Raw genomic sequence first — 14,323 nt, 5'->3', positions numbered from 1 at the left:
AAGGGGGATGAATATGAAAAAGCTTTTAAAAAGCAGGATATTAAGCTCATTTATGACACTTACAATGATAGTAGGACTAATAACTGTACCAGTAAAAGAAGTTAAAGCAGAAAAAGCAAGTGGCGTAGTAATAAGTGAAGTATATGGCGGCGGAGGAAATTTTGGGTCTAAATATAAAAACGATTTCATAGAGCTCTATAATCCAACAGATAGTGATATAAATATTGATGGATGGAAATTACAGTATGCAAGTGCTACTGGAGAATTTGGAAATAATAATTGTGAGTTAAGTGGATTAATTAAAGCAAATAGTTATTTTTTAACTCAACAAGCAGCTGGAACAAGTGCTGATGGTGGAAAAGAACTCTTACCTGATCCAGATATTCTAGGAAACTTAAATATGGGAGCTACAAACTTAAAGGTTAGATTAGTAAATGCAGAAGGGGCATCTATAGATTTTGTTGGAGTTGGAACAGCGACAACTTTTGAAGGAGATAAGGCTGCACCTGCAATTAGCGCTAGTTTGAGTGCTCAACGCAAAGATAATGATGGTTCAAATAATGGAATAACTAATGGTTGGGATACTAATAATAATGGAAGTGATTTTTACGCAAAAGAACCAACTCCTAGAAATTCAAAATATTCATCTGTGGACATTGCATTAATTGGATTAAGAATTGATGAAAGTATATCTCTTGAAGTTGGAGAAAATAAAAGTTTAACACTTGCTTATATCCCTGAAAATACAACAGAAAAAGGTGTTGAATATACAAGTTTGAACCCTGAAATAGCAACTGTAGATAAAGATGGAAAAGTGGTTGCTATTAAAGAAGGGGAAACAACTATAAAAGTAAAATCAACAATAAAACCTGATATAAAAGCAGAATGTATCGTAACAGTAAATAAAGCTACAGATAAGGTTGGACCAACAGTTAATGATTTAAAGCCAGCTAATGGAGAAAATATAGGAAGTTTAAGACGTCCTGAAATTAGTGCAACTTTTAATGATGAATCAGGAATAGATAAGGATTCAATTAAGGTATCACTTGATGGAAAAGATGTAAGCGCTAACATATCTAAAGATGATAAAACTATAAAATATTCTGTAGGAGAAGATTTAGCTGATGGTATTCATACTGTTTTAGTTGAAGTCAAAGATTCTTTAGGAAATTTAACATCTCAAGAATGGAAGTTTACAATTGGAGAAGTTAAGAAAAACTTATATTTTGGACAATTACATTCACATACTAATATATCAGATGGTACTGGTACAGTTGATGAGGCATATCAATATGCAGAAAATAATGCAAAGGTAGATTTCTTAGCTGTAACAGATCACTCAAATTGGTTTGATAATGATAAATTAGCGAGCATAGCTGATGGATCAATGAGTGAAGCTTGGAAAAAGGGTTTAAATGCTGCAGATAGGTATAATAAAAATGGAGATTTCGTAGCTATTTATGGATATGAAATGACTTGGTCAGGTTCTACTGGTGGATATGGTCATATTAATACTTTTAATACGCCAGGATTTGAGACAAGAACAAATAGCAAAATGGATTTGAAAAATTACTATAATGCTTTAAAAACCCAAAAACAATCCATATCACAATTAAATCACCCAGGAAAAACTTTTGGAGATTTTAGTGACTTTGCCTATTATGATGCTGAAATAGATAAGCAAGTTACATTAATTGAAGTTGGAAATGGTGAGGGTGCTATTAGAGGATCAGGATATTTCCCTTCATATGAATATTATACAAGAGCACTTGATAAAGGATGGCACGTTGCACCAACTAATAACCAAGATAACCATAAAGGTAAGTGGGGTAATGCAAATACTGCAAGAACTGTTGTAGAAGCATCTGATCTTTCAAGGGAATCTGTTTATGATGCAATAAAAGAAAGAAGAGTTTATGCAACAGAAGATGAAAATTTAAAAATTTCTTATGAGGTTAATGGAAATACCATGGGATCAATAATACCACAAACCGATTTATTAGAGTTTAATGTTAATGTGGAGGATATAAATTCTGGAGATAACATTAAAAAGATTTCAATAATAGGTGATGGTGGTAAAGTTGTTAAATCAATTGATAATATAAACTCTACAACTAAGAACTGGTCATTTACATTAGATAAATCAACAAGTTCATATTACTATGTAAGAGTAGATCAAGCAGATAGTGATATAGCTGTTACATCTGCAGTTTGGGTTGGAGAAAGAGAAAACTTTGGAATTTCTACAGTAGATTCTGACACAGAAGTGATTATTGCTGGTGAAGAATTTAATATAGGAACTACTATATATAACAACGAAGCGACACCTATAAATAATATTAAAGTAGAATATTATTTAAATAATGGAACTGAAGCTATAAAAACTGAAACTATTGAAAAAGTAGATGCAGGTTCATCAATTGTTGCAAAGCTACCACATAAATTTGAGAAAGCGGGAGATTATTCTTTCCAAGTAAAAGTGACAGCTACTATTAACGGACAAGTTAAAGAGTTTAAAGGAGCTATTGAAGTTGAAGTTTTAGGAGCAAATGAAGTTTCTAAAGTTGTTATAGATGGCGCACATCAAAATCAATATGTTTCAGGAGATTATTCAGGAAAAGTTACAACTTTAACTGCATTAATGGCTCAAAATAATATTAAGTCAGTAATAAATACTAAGCCTATAACAGATGAAGTACTAAAGGGAGCATCACTACTTATAATGTCAGATCCTCAAAGTACAGTAAAAGATACTTATGGATTGACGCCACAAAAATATACTGAGGATGAATTAGCTGCAATAGCTAGATTTGTTCAAAATGGTGGAAATATTGCAATAACTTCTAAGGCAGATTATGGAGATGCTAAGGATGAGTATGGAAATGCAAGGCAAGGAAATTCTGTACTTGAAGCAATAGGTGCAAAAATAAGATTTAATGATGATCAGGCAACTGATGATAATGAAAATGGTGGGCAAAATTATAGATTATATTTTGATGACTATAATACAGAAAGTAGCTGGATGAACGGAATAGACGCTACTAAAAAATATAGTTTCTATAGTGGATCAACACTTATAATGCCACCTGATGCAACAAATATTGATATTTTAGTAAGAGGACATGCAACTACTTATGGAAATGATGCTGATAAACAAGGTGATAATGCAGCTGTAGGAAAAGGAGAAGTTATTGGATTAGCTGTTGAGACATTAAGTAATGGATCTAAAGTTGTAGTATCAGGAGCTACATTCTTCTCAAACTTTGAAATGGATGGATTAGATTATTCAAACTATCAAATAAGTGAAAAAGTACTTAAAGAACTTGCTCCAGCTCCAGAACTTAAAGTTAGTAAAATTGCTGATGTTAGAATAGATAATAATAACGATAACATTCCAGATAGATTTGGTGAAACAGTAGTAGTTGAAGGATATGTAACAGCAGCCTCTAATGTAGCTGCACCTGGAAATTCATTCTTTGATGTTATTTATGTTCAAGATGAAACAGCAGGGTTAACTATATTCGGTGTTTCAACAACAGCAGTAAAATTAGGTCAAAAAGTAAGAATTAAAGGAAAAGTTTCATCATATTTAAATGATGCCCAAGTAGCTCTTAAGAATGAAAGTTTAGGATTACAGATAATTGATGAAAATATTAATTTAGTAAAGCCGATAAAACTTTCAACAAAAGATAGTATGCTAGAAGAAAAAGAAGGTCTTTTAGTTAAAGTTGAAGGAAAAGTAACTAGGATTGAAGGACAAAGTATATTTGTAGATGACGGTTCTGGAGAATCAAGAGTATATGTTGAAGGTTATGTACGAAGTAGTAAAAATCCAGGTGTAGATGATGAATGGAAAGCTAGAATTAATGTAGGAGATAAAATTTCTGCAATAGGACTTGCATCTGAAGATCCAGAAGGTCATAGACTAAGAGTTAGAGACTCAGCAGAAATAGAAAAGTTACAAGATAATGAGGATGTGAAGGTAACAGGAGTAAGCTTAGATAAGACATCAGCAGAATTAAAGATAAATGAAAGTTTAGGATTAAAAGCTAGCATTTCACCAGCAGATGCAACAAATAAAGATGTAACATGGACATCAAGTGATGAAAAGATTGCAAAGGTTGATGCAAATGGAAAAGTAACAGCAGTAGGAGCAGGAAAAGCAACAATAACAGTAACAACAAAGGATGGAAACTTTAAAGCTACATGTGATATCACTGTGAAAAATGAAGAAGTACAAGTAGTAAAAGTAACAGGAGTAAGCTTAGATAAGACATCAGTAGAATTAAAGATAAATGAAAGTTTAGGATTAAAAGCTAGCATTTCACCAGCAGATGCAACAAATAAAGATGCAACATGGACATCAAGTGATGAAAAGATTGCAAAGGTTGATGCAAATGGAAAAGTAATAGCAGTAGGACCAGGAAAAGTAACAATAGCAGTAACAACAAAGGATGGAGGCTTTAAAGCTACATGTGAAGTTATTGTAAAAGATGATAATGGAACAACTAATCCTATAGAAAATATAGTAGATAAAGTAGAAAATCCTAATGGAAAGAATGAAGTAGTTATAAAAAATCCATCAAATGAAATTAGACTTGAAATAAAAGATATTGAATCTATAAAAGCTGGAAATGGATATTTTGAAATTAAGAATGGAGAAAATACTATAGTACTACCATTTAGTTTAATTGATAAAGAGCTATTAAAAGAAGGTTCAAGTATAATTTTTGAAATGAAAGTTAATGAAGATTCAACTATTATTGCTGGAATTAAAGGAGTTAAAAAAGTATTTGAATTTAATTTATTTGTTAAGACTGGCGATAATTTAGTTAAAATTCATAATTTCAAAAATGGAGTTGCAACTGTAACATTAAAGTTAACAGATGAAGATTTAAAGGGATTAAATAGAGGCAACTTAGCTGTATTCTACTATAATGAGGAAACTAAAACATTCGAGCAAATGGAAACAACTATAAATGGAAATGAATTAACATTTAAAACATCACATTTTAGTAAGTTTATAATTGCAGAAAAAGTTAATAATGAAAATGGAGTTACTTTACCAGCTACTGGTGGAAATAATCCTATCTATTTAATAATTATAGGTGTGATTATAGTTGGAGCTGGAGCATTTATGTTATTAAACAAAAAGAAAAAAGAAGAAAATAAATAAATTATATTAAAAAATTGAGGCTGCTAAATTATTTTTAGCAGCCTTTAAAATGCTCTTAAAAAAGCTAAAATTATAAGCATTGCACCTGACAACCATGAAAGATTTATATTTGTAGTTTCAACAAATTTCTTTCCAATAAAAGCACCAAGTAAAATAGCGACTATACCAATTAAAAGAGCAACTGCAAAAACTTGTATATAATTGATAGATATAAGACTACTACCAAATCCAACAGCTAAACTATCTAACGATAGGGCAAATGCAAGGTATAAAGCTTCCTTTGATGTAAGTATTTTAGATTTATCGAAGTCAGCTTTTGTTTCGTCAGCATATACTTGCAGAACAACATTAAAATCAAATAATTTAAAAGTTAATGGAGATAAATTATTTGATTTATTTTTTATATAAGATTTTAATAAGCTTTCAAAAAGTCTATATACTCCTAAAAGAAAAAGTACAAGAAAACTTATAATTCTTGCAACATTAGCAGATATATAATTTTGAAGGAATCCACCAACTAGAAGGGAAAATCCTAGCATGCTAGCTGAGATTATATCCACTATAAAAGCAGAGGTCAGTGGGATTTTGATTTTACTAGTTCCATATGCAATACTTGCTAGGAATGAATCTATTGATACTGATAAAACTAATAATATTGTTTCTAGCATAAATTTGTCCTCTGAAATTATTATTACTTCATAATATGAAAAAAATATGCATATAGTTACAAAAGTTGATTGTATATAAATATAATAAAGTAAAAAAATAGTGGTAAAAAATCTTTTTTAAATATAAAATATTATTTGATAATTAAATTAAAGGAGAACAAAATGGATAATAAAGAACTAAATTTAGATGATAATGAAAAGAAGATAATGAGCTTTTTAGATGAAGATGGGAATAAAGTAGATTTTGAAGCTGTAGCAAGAATTTACTTAGAAGAAATAGAATATTTATTATTAGCTCCAATGGATGAAAAGAGCGAAGATGTATATGTCTTTAGAGTAGATGATGTAAATGGAAAAGAAGAGTTAAACTTAGTAGAGGATGATAAGGAGTTTTTAGCTGTTAAAAAGGAATATAAAAAATTGTTATATTAATTGGAGGAAATTATGAATTGTAGTAAGATTATAGAAATATTAGATGAAAATTGTTTAACTGAAATTGAAGAATTAAAAAAAGAAGATGGTCTATTCCTAGTAAAATTCTTTTTAGATTTTGATGAAGATGTTTTAAAGGCAGCAAGAAGTTATTCAAATGAAGAAAGTGATTATGAAGAAGAAAGTATTCAATGGTATAAAGAATACTTCATTCCTTACCTTTATGAATATGGAAATGATGAAGTTGTTGATATAATTGAAGAAATAGTTGAAGAGTTAGAAATTTCAGGAGAGGTTATGGCTTTTCAAATTGATTCAGTAAATTGTGAAAGCATTCAATTTATGGCATTATTTACTGAGGAAGATAGTGATTTATCTATTGAGGATGTTGTCAAAGAATTTATTTGCTAATTGATAGATACATATGAAAAAAATTCTATTGCATATGAAATAATCTATGATATAATAAAATCATAAAATAAATCCTGAGATGTGCGCTAAGCTTATAATATTCAACCTACATTATTGATACGGGATTTGCAACAACTAAAACAATGTCAGGCTTCAGTAATTCACTTTATGTGGCAGGAGAAGGCAGCGAATTAGTGAGCTTAACCCACCTGCGAGCCGCAGGTATGAATATTTAAGTGAACGGCATGTTGGGAATATATTTGTTAATGACACCTTATTTGATAAGGTGTTTTTTTATCGAAAAAATATAGAAACTTTTTTAAGCTAATAGCTAAAAAAGTTTCTATATTTTTTGATTTATAAGGAATTATATTTAACTAATTTATAAATAAAGTAATCATGAAATTTACACATAATAAATATTTAGTAGACTATTTAAGCAACCTTTTTCAAAGGGTTGCTACCAATGTGTTTTCTAATATATCTTTTATAGATATTCTTTTGTGATTTACTTATTAGCTTGTCCAAATCTTGTGAAAGATAAATTATTAATTTGTTGCTTGGAGAAAGATATCCTAACAAGAAGTTAAGTATAGCTTTCTTTAGTAGTATTTGTCTCCTACAATTCTTTATCATTTTTAGTAGCACCTCCATCTATTTACAAAATACATCTCGTTATAACAATATTATACCAAAAAGTGTAAAAATGTAAAATGAATTCATAAAACAAATAACAACAAATTTGTCTAATTTTTTACTGTAATTTTTATCATAATTTGTAATATTATAGAACATAATGAAAATCATGTAAAGGATATTGATTAAAAATAAAAAATGTTAAGAAAGTAATTTGTAAAATAATGGTAAGTGATTTGTCGAAATTATATAAGTTGATATTGATTTAAATAGAGGGTAAAATATAAGAAAGAGTTAAATTAAAATTAAAATAAAAGGAGAACTAAAGATGGATTATCAAAACATGAAAATTGATGATGTAATAAAAAGAATTAATGAACTTTATAAGAAGAGTAAGGAAGAGGGATTAAACGATTTAGAAAAAGAAGAACAACAAATTTTAAGAAGAAGATATATAGATAGTGTAAAAAATAATTTTAGAGCTCAACTAGAAACCGTAGAACCAAAAAAAAGAAATTAAAGGGTGATAAATTTGTCAGTTACAGTTGAAAAGATAATAAAAGATTTTGATATGGAAGTATTAGTCGAAGGGGAAAAAGATATAGAAATATTTGTCAATGATATAAATAGACCAGGATTACAGCTATCAGGATTTTATAATTATTTTGCTCCTGAAAGAATACAGGTCATAGGAAAAGCTGAATGGAGTTTTTTAGAGGCTATGGCTCTTGAACTTCGTAAGAAAAGAATAGACAAATATTTTAGTTTCAATTTAAAATGTTTAGTAATTACAAGGGATTTAGAACCTCAAGAGGAGTTATTAAAAGCAGCTAAGAAAAATAAAATTTGGCTCATGAGAACTAGGCTTGTTACAACAAAGTTTATTAGTAAATTAACAATTTATCTTACCGGTCAATTAGCACCAGAAACTAGACTTCATGGAGTGTTGGTTGATGTGTATGGAATAGGAATATTAATAACAGGAGAAAGTGGGATTGGCAAGAGTGAAACTGCTTTAGAACTTATAAAAAGAGGTCACAGATTAGTAACTGATGATGCAGTAGATATAAAAGAAATTGATGGGGAACTAATTGGTAGGTCGCCAAGAATTACTATAGGTATGCTTGAAGTAAGAGGAATTGGAATAATAGATGTTGCATCATTATATGGATTAAGTTCCATATTACCTGAAAAAGACATACAATTACTTATGCATTTTGAGCATTGGAAAGATGATGGGGATTACGATAGACTAGGATTAAATGATGATCGTCAAGATATATTGGGGGTTAAGGTTAAAAAACTTAGAGTTCCTGTAAGACCAGGCAGAAATATTGCTGTTATAATAGAAGCTGCTGCTGTAAATTATAGACATTCACTTATGTCTGATGTTACTCCAGTAGATATAATTGAAAGTAGAATGGATAAGATAATAGAATAATACTTATATTAATATAGTATAGATTTAAATAATAATTACAATAAATAAAATTAGGAGGGCTAATATGGACAAAAAGGAAGATAAAAAAAATCTTTGGTTAAAATATACAGGAGATAAGAAAGAGGAGTTATTTGATTTTTGTAAAGGATATATAGATTATATGTCTTTATGCAAAACAGAAAGAGAATGTGTTTTAACAAGTGTAGACATGGCTATTGCTCTAGGATATAGAGATTTAGAAGAAGTTATAGAAAATGGGGAGACTTTAAAAGTTGGTGATAAGATATTTATCAATAATAAGGATAAAGCATTAGCACTATTTCTTATTGGTGAGGAGCCAATTGAAAAAGGTATGAGAATAATAGGATCTCATGTAGATTCTCCAAGGTTAGATTTAAAGCAAAATCCTTTATATGAAGATTCTAACCTTGCTATGATGGAAACACACTATTATGGTGGAGTAAAAAAATATCAATGGGTTACATTACCTTTAGCATTACATGGAGTTGTTGTTAAGAAAGATGGTACAAAAATTGATGTAGTAATTGGTGAAGATAATAATGATCCTGTTGTAGGAATATCTGATCTCTTAATACATTTATCTGCAGATCAACTTCAAAAGAAAGCTAATGCAGTTATTGAAGGTGAAGATTTAAATTTATTAGTTGGAAATATGCCTTTAGAAGGATGCGAAAAGGATGCTGTTAAAGCAAATATTCTTAATATGCTAAAAGAAAAGTATGATTTTGAAGAAGAAGATTTCTTATCAGCAGAAATAGAAGTAGTTCCAGCAGGAAGAGCTAGAGAATATGGATTAGATAGAAGTATGATAATGGCATATGGTCAAGATGATAGGGTTTGTGCTTATACTTCATTAATGGCTCTTTTAGATTTAGATAAAAGCAAATATACTTCAGTAGTATTATTGGTTGATAAAGAAGAAGTAGGAAGTAATGGAGCAACTGGGATGCACTCAAAATTCTTTGAAAATGTTGTTGCTGAAGTAATGGATAGACTTAGAGATTATTCAAGCTTAAAATTAAGAAGAGCATTAGCAAATTCAAAGATGTTATCAGCAGATGTTACAGCTGCGTATGATCCTAATTATCCTTCTGTAATGGAAAAGAAAAACTCTGCATATTTTGGTAAGGGTCTTGTATTTAGTAAATATACAGGAGCTAGAGGAAAATCAGGATGTAATGATGCAAATCCAGAATTTATGGCATGGCTTAGAAATGTTATGGATAAAAATGATGTTTTATTCCAAACAGCTGAACTTGGTAAAGTAGATCAAGGAGGCGGTGGAACGATCGCATATATTTTAGCAGAATATAATATGGAAGTTATCGATTGTGGTGTAGCGCTTCAAAATATGCATGCTCCTTGGGAAGTAGCAAGTAAGCTAGATATCTATGAAACTATGAGAGGATATAAGGCTTTCTTAGAGGAAGAATTAGAATAAATAGTTTAATAAAGAATAGAGTTAAGACTGTATCAATATTAGTTTTTTACATATATTGATACAGTTTTATATTTTATTCACATAATTAGATTTTAGTGAATAAAATATATCATAGACAAGAGGTGATTTACTATGAATTTTGATTGGTCAAGATTTAAGAACTATGGTTTATGGGTTTCTATTCTTGCATTAATACCAATGATTTTAAGTGCTTTTGGTGTACACATAGTGCCAGAAGAATATCAAACTATAACTAATACAATATTATCTATATTAGTTGCATTAGGCATAGTTAATAATCCTACAACTCAAGCCAAATGGTTTAATGACGATAAAAGAATAGGTAAATAAATTTAAATATAATTATTTATAGAGATATTATTTTTAATAATATCTCTATTTAATTATTAGAAGTATTTGAAAGCCATAATAAATTAATATAAAATTAAGTTATTATATTATTGAAAAGTGAGAGTATATATGAAAATTGGGGAGTTTAGTAAAATAAATAAAATAAGTATAGAAACTGTAAGGCATTATATAGATTTAGGACTTATAATACCGTATAAAAATGGAGCCCAATATGAATTTAATGAAAAATGTCAAAAGGAGCTTGAAAATATTTTAGAGCTAAAATCATTAGGCTTCACATTAAATGAAATAAAGTCTATTTTTGTTTATGAGACATTGGGAAAGCTTAGTGTTACTGAAAAAAATAATATATTGCATGATATATTTACTTTAAAGCAAAAGGAAATAAATAAAAAAATAAATGAATTAGTAGAGATAGATAATAAATTGATAAAGCAAATAAAGGATATAAATGAAATAGAGGTAAAAAGAAATTTTAATTTAGGAATAGATATTAAAAATTTGAACTTATTATCATGTATTGTTTGTGGAGGAAATCTATATTTAGAAGAGGGTAATATAAAAGATAACTACATATTAGATGGAAAATTAAAATGCTCTTGTGGTAAGGGGTACAGCGTAAAATCTGGAATATTAATTGTTGATGAATATTTAGAAAAAAGTAGTAATGAAATATATAACAATATTATTGAAGACTATATAAAAGAAACTGATGAAAATTACATTTTAAATGTAAGAAAGGGATTAGATTGGACATGCAATAAGCTTTGTCAAATTAATTTTAGTGATAAGGTAATCTTAGAAATAGGAACTGGATTAGGTTTTTTATTAAGAAATTTATATAATGATTTAGATAATAGTAGTATATATATTGCTATAGATAATAATATTGGAAAGCATATTTACTTGAAATCATTAATTGAAAGAAGTGATTTAAAAAAGAATATAATGTTTATTTGTACTGATTTTAAATATATACCAATAAAGGCAAAATCCATTGATTTATTTTTAGACTATGGAGGTAGTAGTAATTATTGGTTTGAGCAAAATGATTTTTCTATTAAAGATATATTAAAGTATTTAAAAGAAGATTCATATGTTGGGTTATCATATATTTTATTTAAAAAATTTGCATTAAGTAATTTTATAAAAGAGGAAAATAGAAAGAATTTTAATATTAATCATATTAAGGAAGAGATAAGCAAATATAACTTTAATATGATATCAGAACAAAAATCAGATTATTTAAATAAACCTAGTATATATGAAGATTATTTTTCAAATAGTGAAGAAGTTTACTCATATTTGTATTTTGGAAAAAGGTAGGGTTGACCCTATCTTTTCTTTTAATTTAAATAAAAATATAAAAATTAGATACTTGATATGGTGTATAGAAGATATTATAGAATTTTCTAGAGGTGATAAGTATGAAACTTATAAAAAATAAAGAAGATAAAAATGCTATCTTATTTTATCTAGGAAGCTTAATATCAATATTTGGGACAGCTATATATACTTTTGCAATAAGTTTATATACGTTAAAGATTACTGGATCTAGTATTAGTTTTTCTACAACGCTAATTTTAAGTATATTACCTATAATTATACTAAATCCAATTGTAGGAGTTATAGCTGACAAATTTAATAAGAAGAAATTAGTAGTTACAGCTAATCTTTTAAATGGAGTATTTCTATTCATAGTATATTTAATTAGTAATTGGAAAGGCCTAAGTACAGGAATTATTTATTTAAGCACTTTTGTTGTTACTAGCATTAATATTATATTTGATGTTAGCATAGATTCAGCAATACCTAACATTGTTTCAAAAGAAAAAATAGTTAATATTAATGCAGGGAATAGGATAATAGATTCCATATCATCGGTGCTAGGTCCAGTATTTGGGGGGATAGCTTTTGCTATATTTAATATAGAGTCTTTTATACTAATAAATTCTATTTCATTTTTAGTTTCAGCTATGCTAGATACTTTAATTGATTTTAAATATAATTCTAATAGTGAATTAGAAGAAAAATCTGATGAAAATATTGCTATAGGGAAGTTAAATTATTTTAAAGAAATAGCAGAAGGCTTTAAATATTTAATAAGTAAAAGATACATTATTGAGATTCTAGCTATATTTATAATATTTAATTTCTTTATATCCTTTTCAGTTACGATTCCAATACCAATTATATTAAATAATATATTAGAAATTCCAACTAAAAGTTTTGGATTAATTCAGGGAGCAATTCCAGTAGGAATGATAATAGGTGCATTTATGGTAAAGAAGATCATGGCTAAATATAAATTAAATAGTATATTTTCAATAACAGGGATAATTATGTCTGTGAATATGATATTACTTTCTATTCCGCTTTTTATTAATACCATAAGCAATATAAATATATATGTTATTTACTATTTAGTTATAATGATTTTTATGGGAGTATGTATATCTTTAGTTGATATTCCATTTTCATATACTTTACAAACCAATATAGAAGAAGAATTTAGAGCAAGATCTTTAAGTTTAACAATAAGTATAGTAAAGGTAGTTGTACCTATATCATATTTAATATCAGGAATTTTACTTCAAAGTATAGAAGCTTATGTAGTAGTTTTATTTGGAGGAATTTCAGTATTAATAGTAAGTACAATATTCTATAAATTTATATCAAAGAAATAAAGAGATGCCTGAGACACCTCTTTATTTAGAATGTAAAATATAAATTATGTATAGCATTTTACACTAAAATATTTCAATTTATATTATTAATGGGCTGTTGTATACAGCTCTTTAATTGTAGGATAGTACCCAATTTAGCATTGAGATTATAGAATCATCTTGAGGAATATTTACATCTCCTACACTTCCGTGCCCTTCATCATTAGGAATTCCATGACAATCAGATCCGCTTGAAATAAATAAGTTCATATCTTTAGCTAGTTTTAAAAATTTCTCTGTATCTTTTTCTGTATTTTTATAATAAATTGCTTCAAGTCCATCAAATCCTAAATTTAATATATCTATAACAGGAGTCTTTTTAACTAATACAGGATGTGCTAAAAAAACTAAAGCATTATATTTTTTTAATAGCTCAATCCCTTTTTTAGTAGAGAGCTTAGTTGATGGAATATAAGCAGGACAATTATTACCTATAAAATTATCAAATATAAAATCATGCTCGTAAGGATAACCAGCATCAATTATAGCTTTTGCTATATGAGGCCTTGCAATAGTATCCTTCCCATTAGATAAAACTTTATTTATATCAATTTCAATATTGTGATATTTTTTTAAGTTATCAACTATTTTATATGCTCTAGAAATTCTTTTTTCTTTAAATTCATTTAATATAGTATTAAGCTCTGGATTATTATAATTATCTTTATTAAAAAAGCCTAAAATGTGAATTGATTCTCCATTATATTCTGTAGATAGTTCTATTCCAGGAATTAGTTTAACATTAAGAGCTTCTGCTTCACTTAAAGCTTCTTTTATACCAGTTAATGTATCGTGATCTGTTAATGAAACATAGTCTAAGTTTTTTTCTTTTGCCATTTTTACTATATCGCTAGGAGTAAATCTACCATCAGAGCAAATAGAATGAATATGCAAATCGCATTTAAACATATATCTTCTCCTTTCAAATTAATAATATATAACTTAAAATTTTAAAGTTATATATTATTATGATATAATCTATTCATTAAAAATATTTTA

The 14,323-nt window shown here is 28.0% G+C and carries 12 protein-coding genes; 9 read left to right on the top strand and 3 right to left on the bottom strand.

The genetic code is table 11. The features are described from left to right. Window positions 1-13 precede the first annotated feature (13 nt). Complete coding sequence (locus tag J2Z25_RS16630) at window positions 14-5,176, top strand: Ig-like domain-containing protein (protein WP_209741359.1); 5,163 nt, start codon at window positions 14-16, stop codon at window positions 5,174-5,176. 44 nt (window positions 5,177-5,220) lie between these two features. Here J2Z25_RS16630 and ytaF read toward each other — a convergent pair whose 3' ends face one another. Next, window positions 5,221-5,844 (bottom strand): sporulation membrane protein YtaF, encoded by a 624-nt coding sequence (gene ytaF, locus J2Z25_RS16625; protein ID WP_142690393.1) that lies wholly within the window; start codon window positions 5,842-5,844, stop codon window positions 5,221-5,223. Window positions 5,845-6,006: 162 nt separating this feature from the next. On the opposite strand from ytaF, the gene J2Z25_RS16620 reads away from it, so the two are divergent. Both J2Z25_RS16620 and J2Z25_RS16615 read left to right on the top strand, forming a co-directional pair. Beyond that, window positions 6,007-6,276: a DUF1292 domain-containing protein gene (locus J2Z25_RS16620; protein WP_008679687.1), complete on the top strand. Its 270-nt coding sequence runs from the start codon at window positions 6,007-6,009 to the stop codon at window positions 6,274-6,276. Between the two features lie 12 nt (window positions 6,277-6,288). After that, entirely contained in the window at window positions 6,289-6,687 is a 399-nt protein-coding gene (locus J2Z25_RS16615; protein WP_097033800.1) for a hypothetical protein, read from the top strand. Window positions 6,688-7,122: 435 nt separating this feature from the next. Here J2Z25_RS16615 and J2Z25_RS16605 read toward each other — a convergent pair whose 3' ends face one another. Beyond that, on the bottom strand, window positions 7,123-7,323 hold the full coding sequence (locus J2Z25_RS16605) for a hypothetical protein (RefSeq protein ID WP_099346433.1): 201 nt from the start codon (window positions 7,321-7,323) through the stop codon (window positions 7,123-7,125). 328 nt (window positions 7,324-7,651) lie between these two features. On the opposite strand from J2Z25_RS16605, the gene J2Z25_RS16600 reads away from it, so the two are divergent. The 6 genes from J2Z25_RS16600 (at window position 7,652) to J2Z25_RS16575 (ending at window position 13,285) form a co-directional block, all read left to right on the top strand. After that, window positions 7,652-7,843, top strand: a complete 192-nt coding sequence (locus J2Z25_RS16600) for a DUF896 domain-containing protein (RefSeq protein ID WP_008679684.1) — start codon at window positions 7,652-7,654, stop codon at window positions 7,841-7,843. Between the two features lie 12 nt (window positions 7,844-7,855). Next, window positions 7,856-8,764: an HPr(Ser) kinase/phosphatase gene (gene hprK, locus J2Z25_RS16595; protein WP_099346434.1), complete on the top strand. Its 909-nt coding sequence runs from the start codon at window positions 7,856-7,858 to the stop codon at window positions 8,762-8,764. Window positions 8,765-8,828: 64 nt separating this feature from the next. Further along, entirely contained in the window at window positions 8,829-10,226 is a 1,398-nt protein-coding gene (locus tag J2Z25_RS16590; RefSeq protein WP_209741358.1) for an aminopeptidase, read from the top strand. 132 nt (window positions 10,227-10,358) lie between these two features. Beyond that, on the top strand, window positions 10,359-10,577 hold the full coding sequence (locus J2Z25_RS16585) for a phage holin (protein WP_008679681.1): 219 nt from the start codon (window positions 10,359-10,361) through the stop codon (window positions 10,575-10,577). 129 nt (window positions 10,578-10,706) lie between these two features. Continuing rightward, complete coding sequence (locus tag J2Z25_RS16580) at window positions 10,707-11,924, top strand: MerR family transcriptional regulator (protein WP_209741357.1); 1,218 nt, start codon at window positions 10,707-10,709, stop codon at window positions 11,922-11,924. A 101-nt stretch (window positions 11,925-12,025) separates the two neighbouring features. Further along, complete coding sequence (locus J2Z25_RS16575) at window positions 12,026-13,285, top strand: MFS transporter (protein WP_209741356.1); 1,260 nt, start codon at window positions 12,026-12,028, stop codon at window positions 13,283-13,285. Between the two features lie 111 nt (window positions 13,286-13,396). On the opposite strand, the gene J2Z25_RS16570 is transcribed toward J2Z25_RS16575, so the two are convergent. Next, on the bottom strand, window positions 13,397-14,233 hold the full coding sequence (locus J2Z25_RS16570) for a PHP domain-containing protein (RefSeq protein ID WP_209741355.1): 837 nt from the start codon (window positions 14,231-14,233) through the stop codon (window positions 13,397-13,399). Window positions 14,234-14,323: the final 90 nt, after the last annotated feature.

Source organism: Clostridium tertium (genome assembly GCF_017873245.1).
In the GTDB taxonomy this organism is placed as follows: Bacteria; Bacillota; Clostridia; order Clostridiales; family Clostridiaceae; genus Clostridium; species Clostridium tertium.
The sequence above is the reverse complement of the archived record's forward strand: the minus strand, read 5'-3'. Positions and strand labels throughout refer to the sequence as shown.

Coding starts and splice junctions, on each gene's coding strand:
- J2Z25_RS16585 (WP_008679681.1), top strand. CDS start 10,359: ATGAATTTTGATTGGTCAAGATTTAAGAACTATGGTTTATGGGTTTCT.
- J2Z25_RS16575 (WP_209741356.1), top strand. CDS start 12,026: ATGAAACTTATAAAAAATAAAGAAGATAAAAATGCTATCTTATTTTAT.
- J2Z25_RS16620 (WP_008679687.1), top strand. CDS start 6,007: ATGGATAATAAAGAACTAAATTTAGATGATAATGAAAAGAAGATAATG.
- J2Z25_RS16630 (WP_209741359.1), top strand. CDS start 14: ATGAAAAAGCTTTTAAAAAGCAGGATATTAAGCTCATTTATGACACTT.
- J2Z25_RS16600 (WP_008679684.1), top strand. CDS start 7,652: ATGGATTATCAAAACATGAAAATTGATGATGTAATAAAAAGAATTAAT.
- J2Z25_RS16615 (WP_097033800.1), top strand. CDS start 6,289: ATGAATTGTAGTAAGATTATAGAAATATTAGATGAAAATTGTTTAACT.
- J2Z25_RS16590 (WP_209741358.1), top strand. CDS start 8,829: ATGGACAAAAAGGAAGATAAAAAAAATCTTTGGTTAAAATATACAGGA.
- ytaF (WP_142690393.1), bottom strand. CDS start 5,844: ATGCTAGAAACAATATTATTAGTTTTATCAGTATCAATAGATTCATTC.
- J2Z25_RS16570 (WP_209741355.1), bottom strand. CDS start 14,233: ATGTTTAAATGCGATTTGCATATTCATTCTATTTGCTCTGATGGTAGA.
- J2Z25_RS16605 (WP_099346433.1), bottom strand. CDS start 7,323: ATGATAAAGAATTGTAGGAGACAAATACTACTAAAGAAAGCTATACTT.
- J2Z25_RS16580 (WP_209741357.1), top strand. CDS start 10,707: ATGAAAATTGGGGAGTTTAGTAAAATAAATAAAATAAGTATAGAAACT.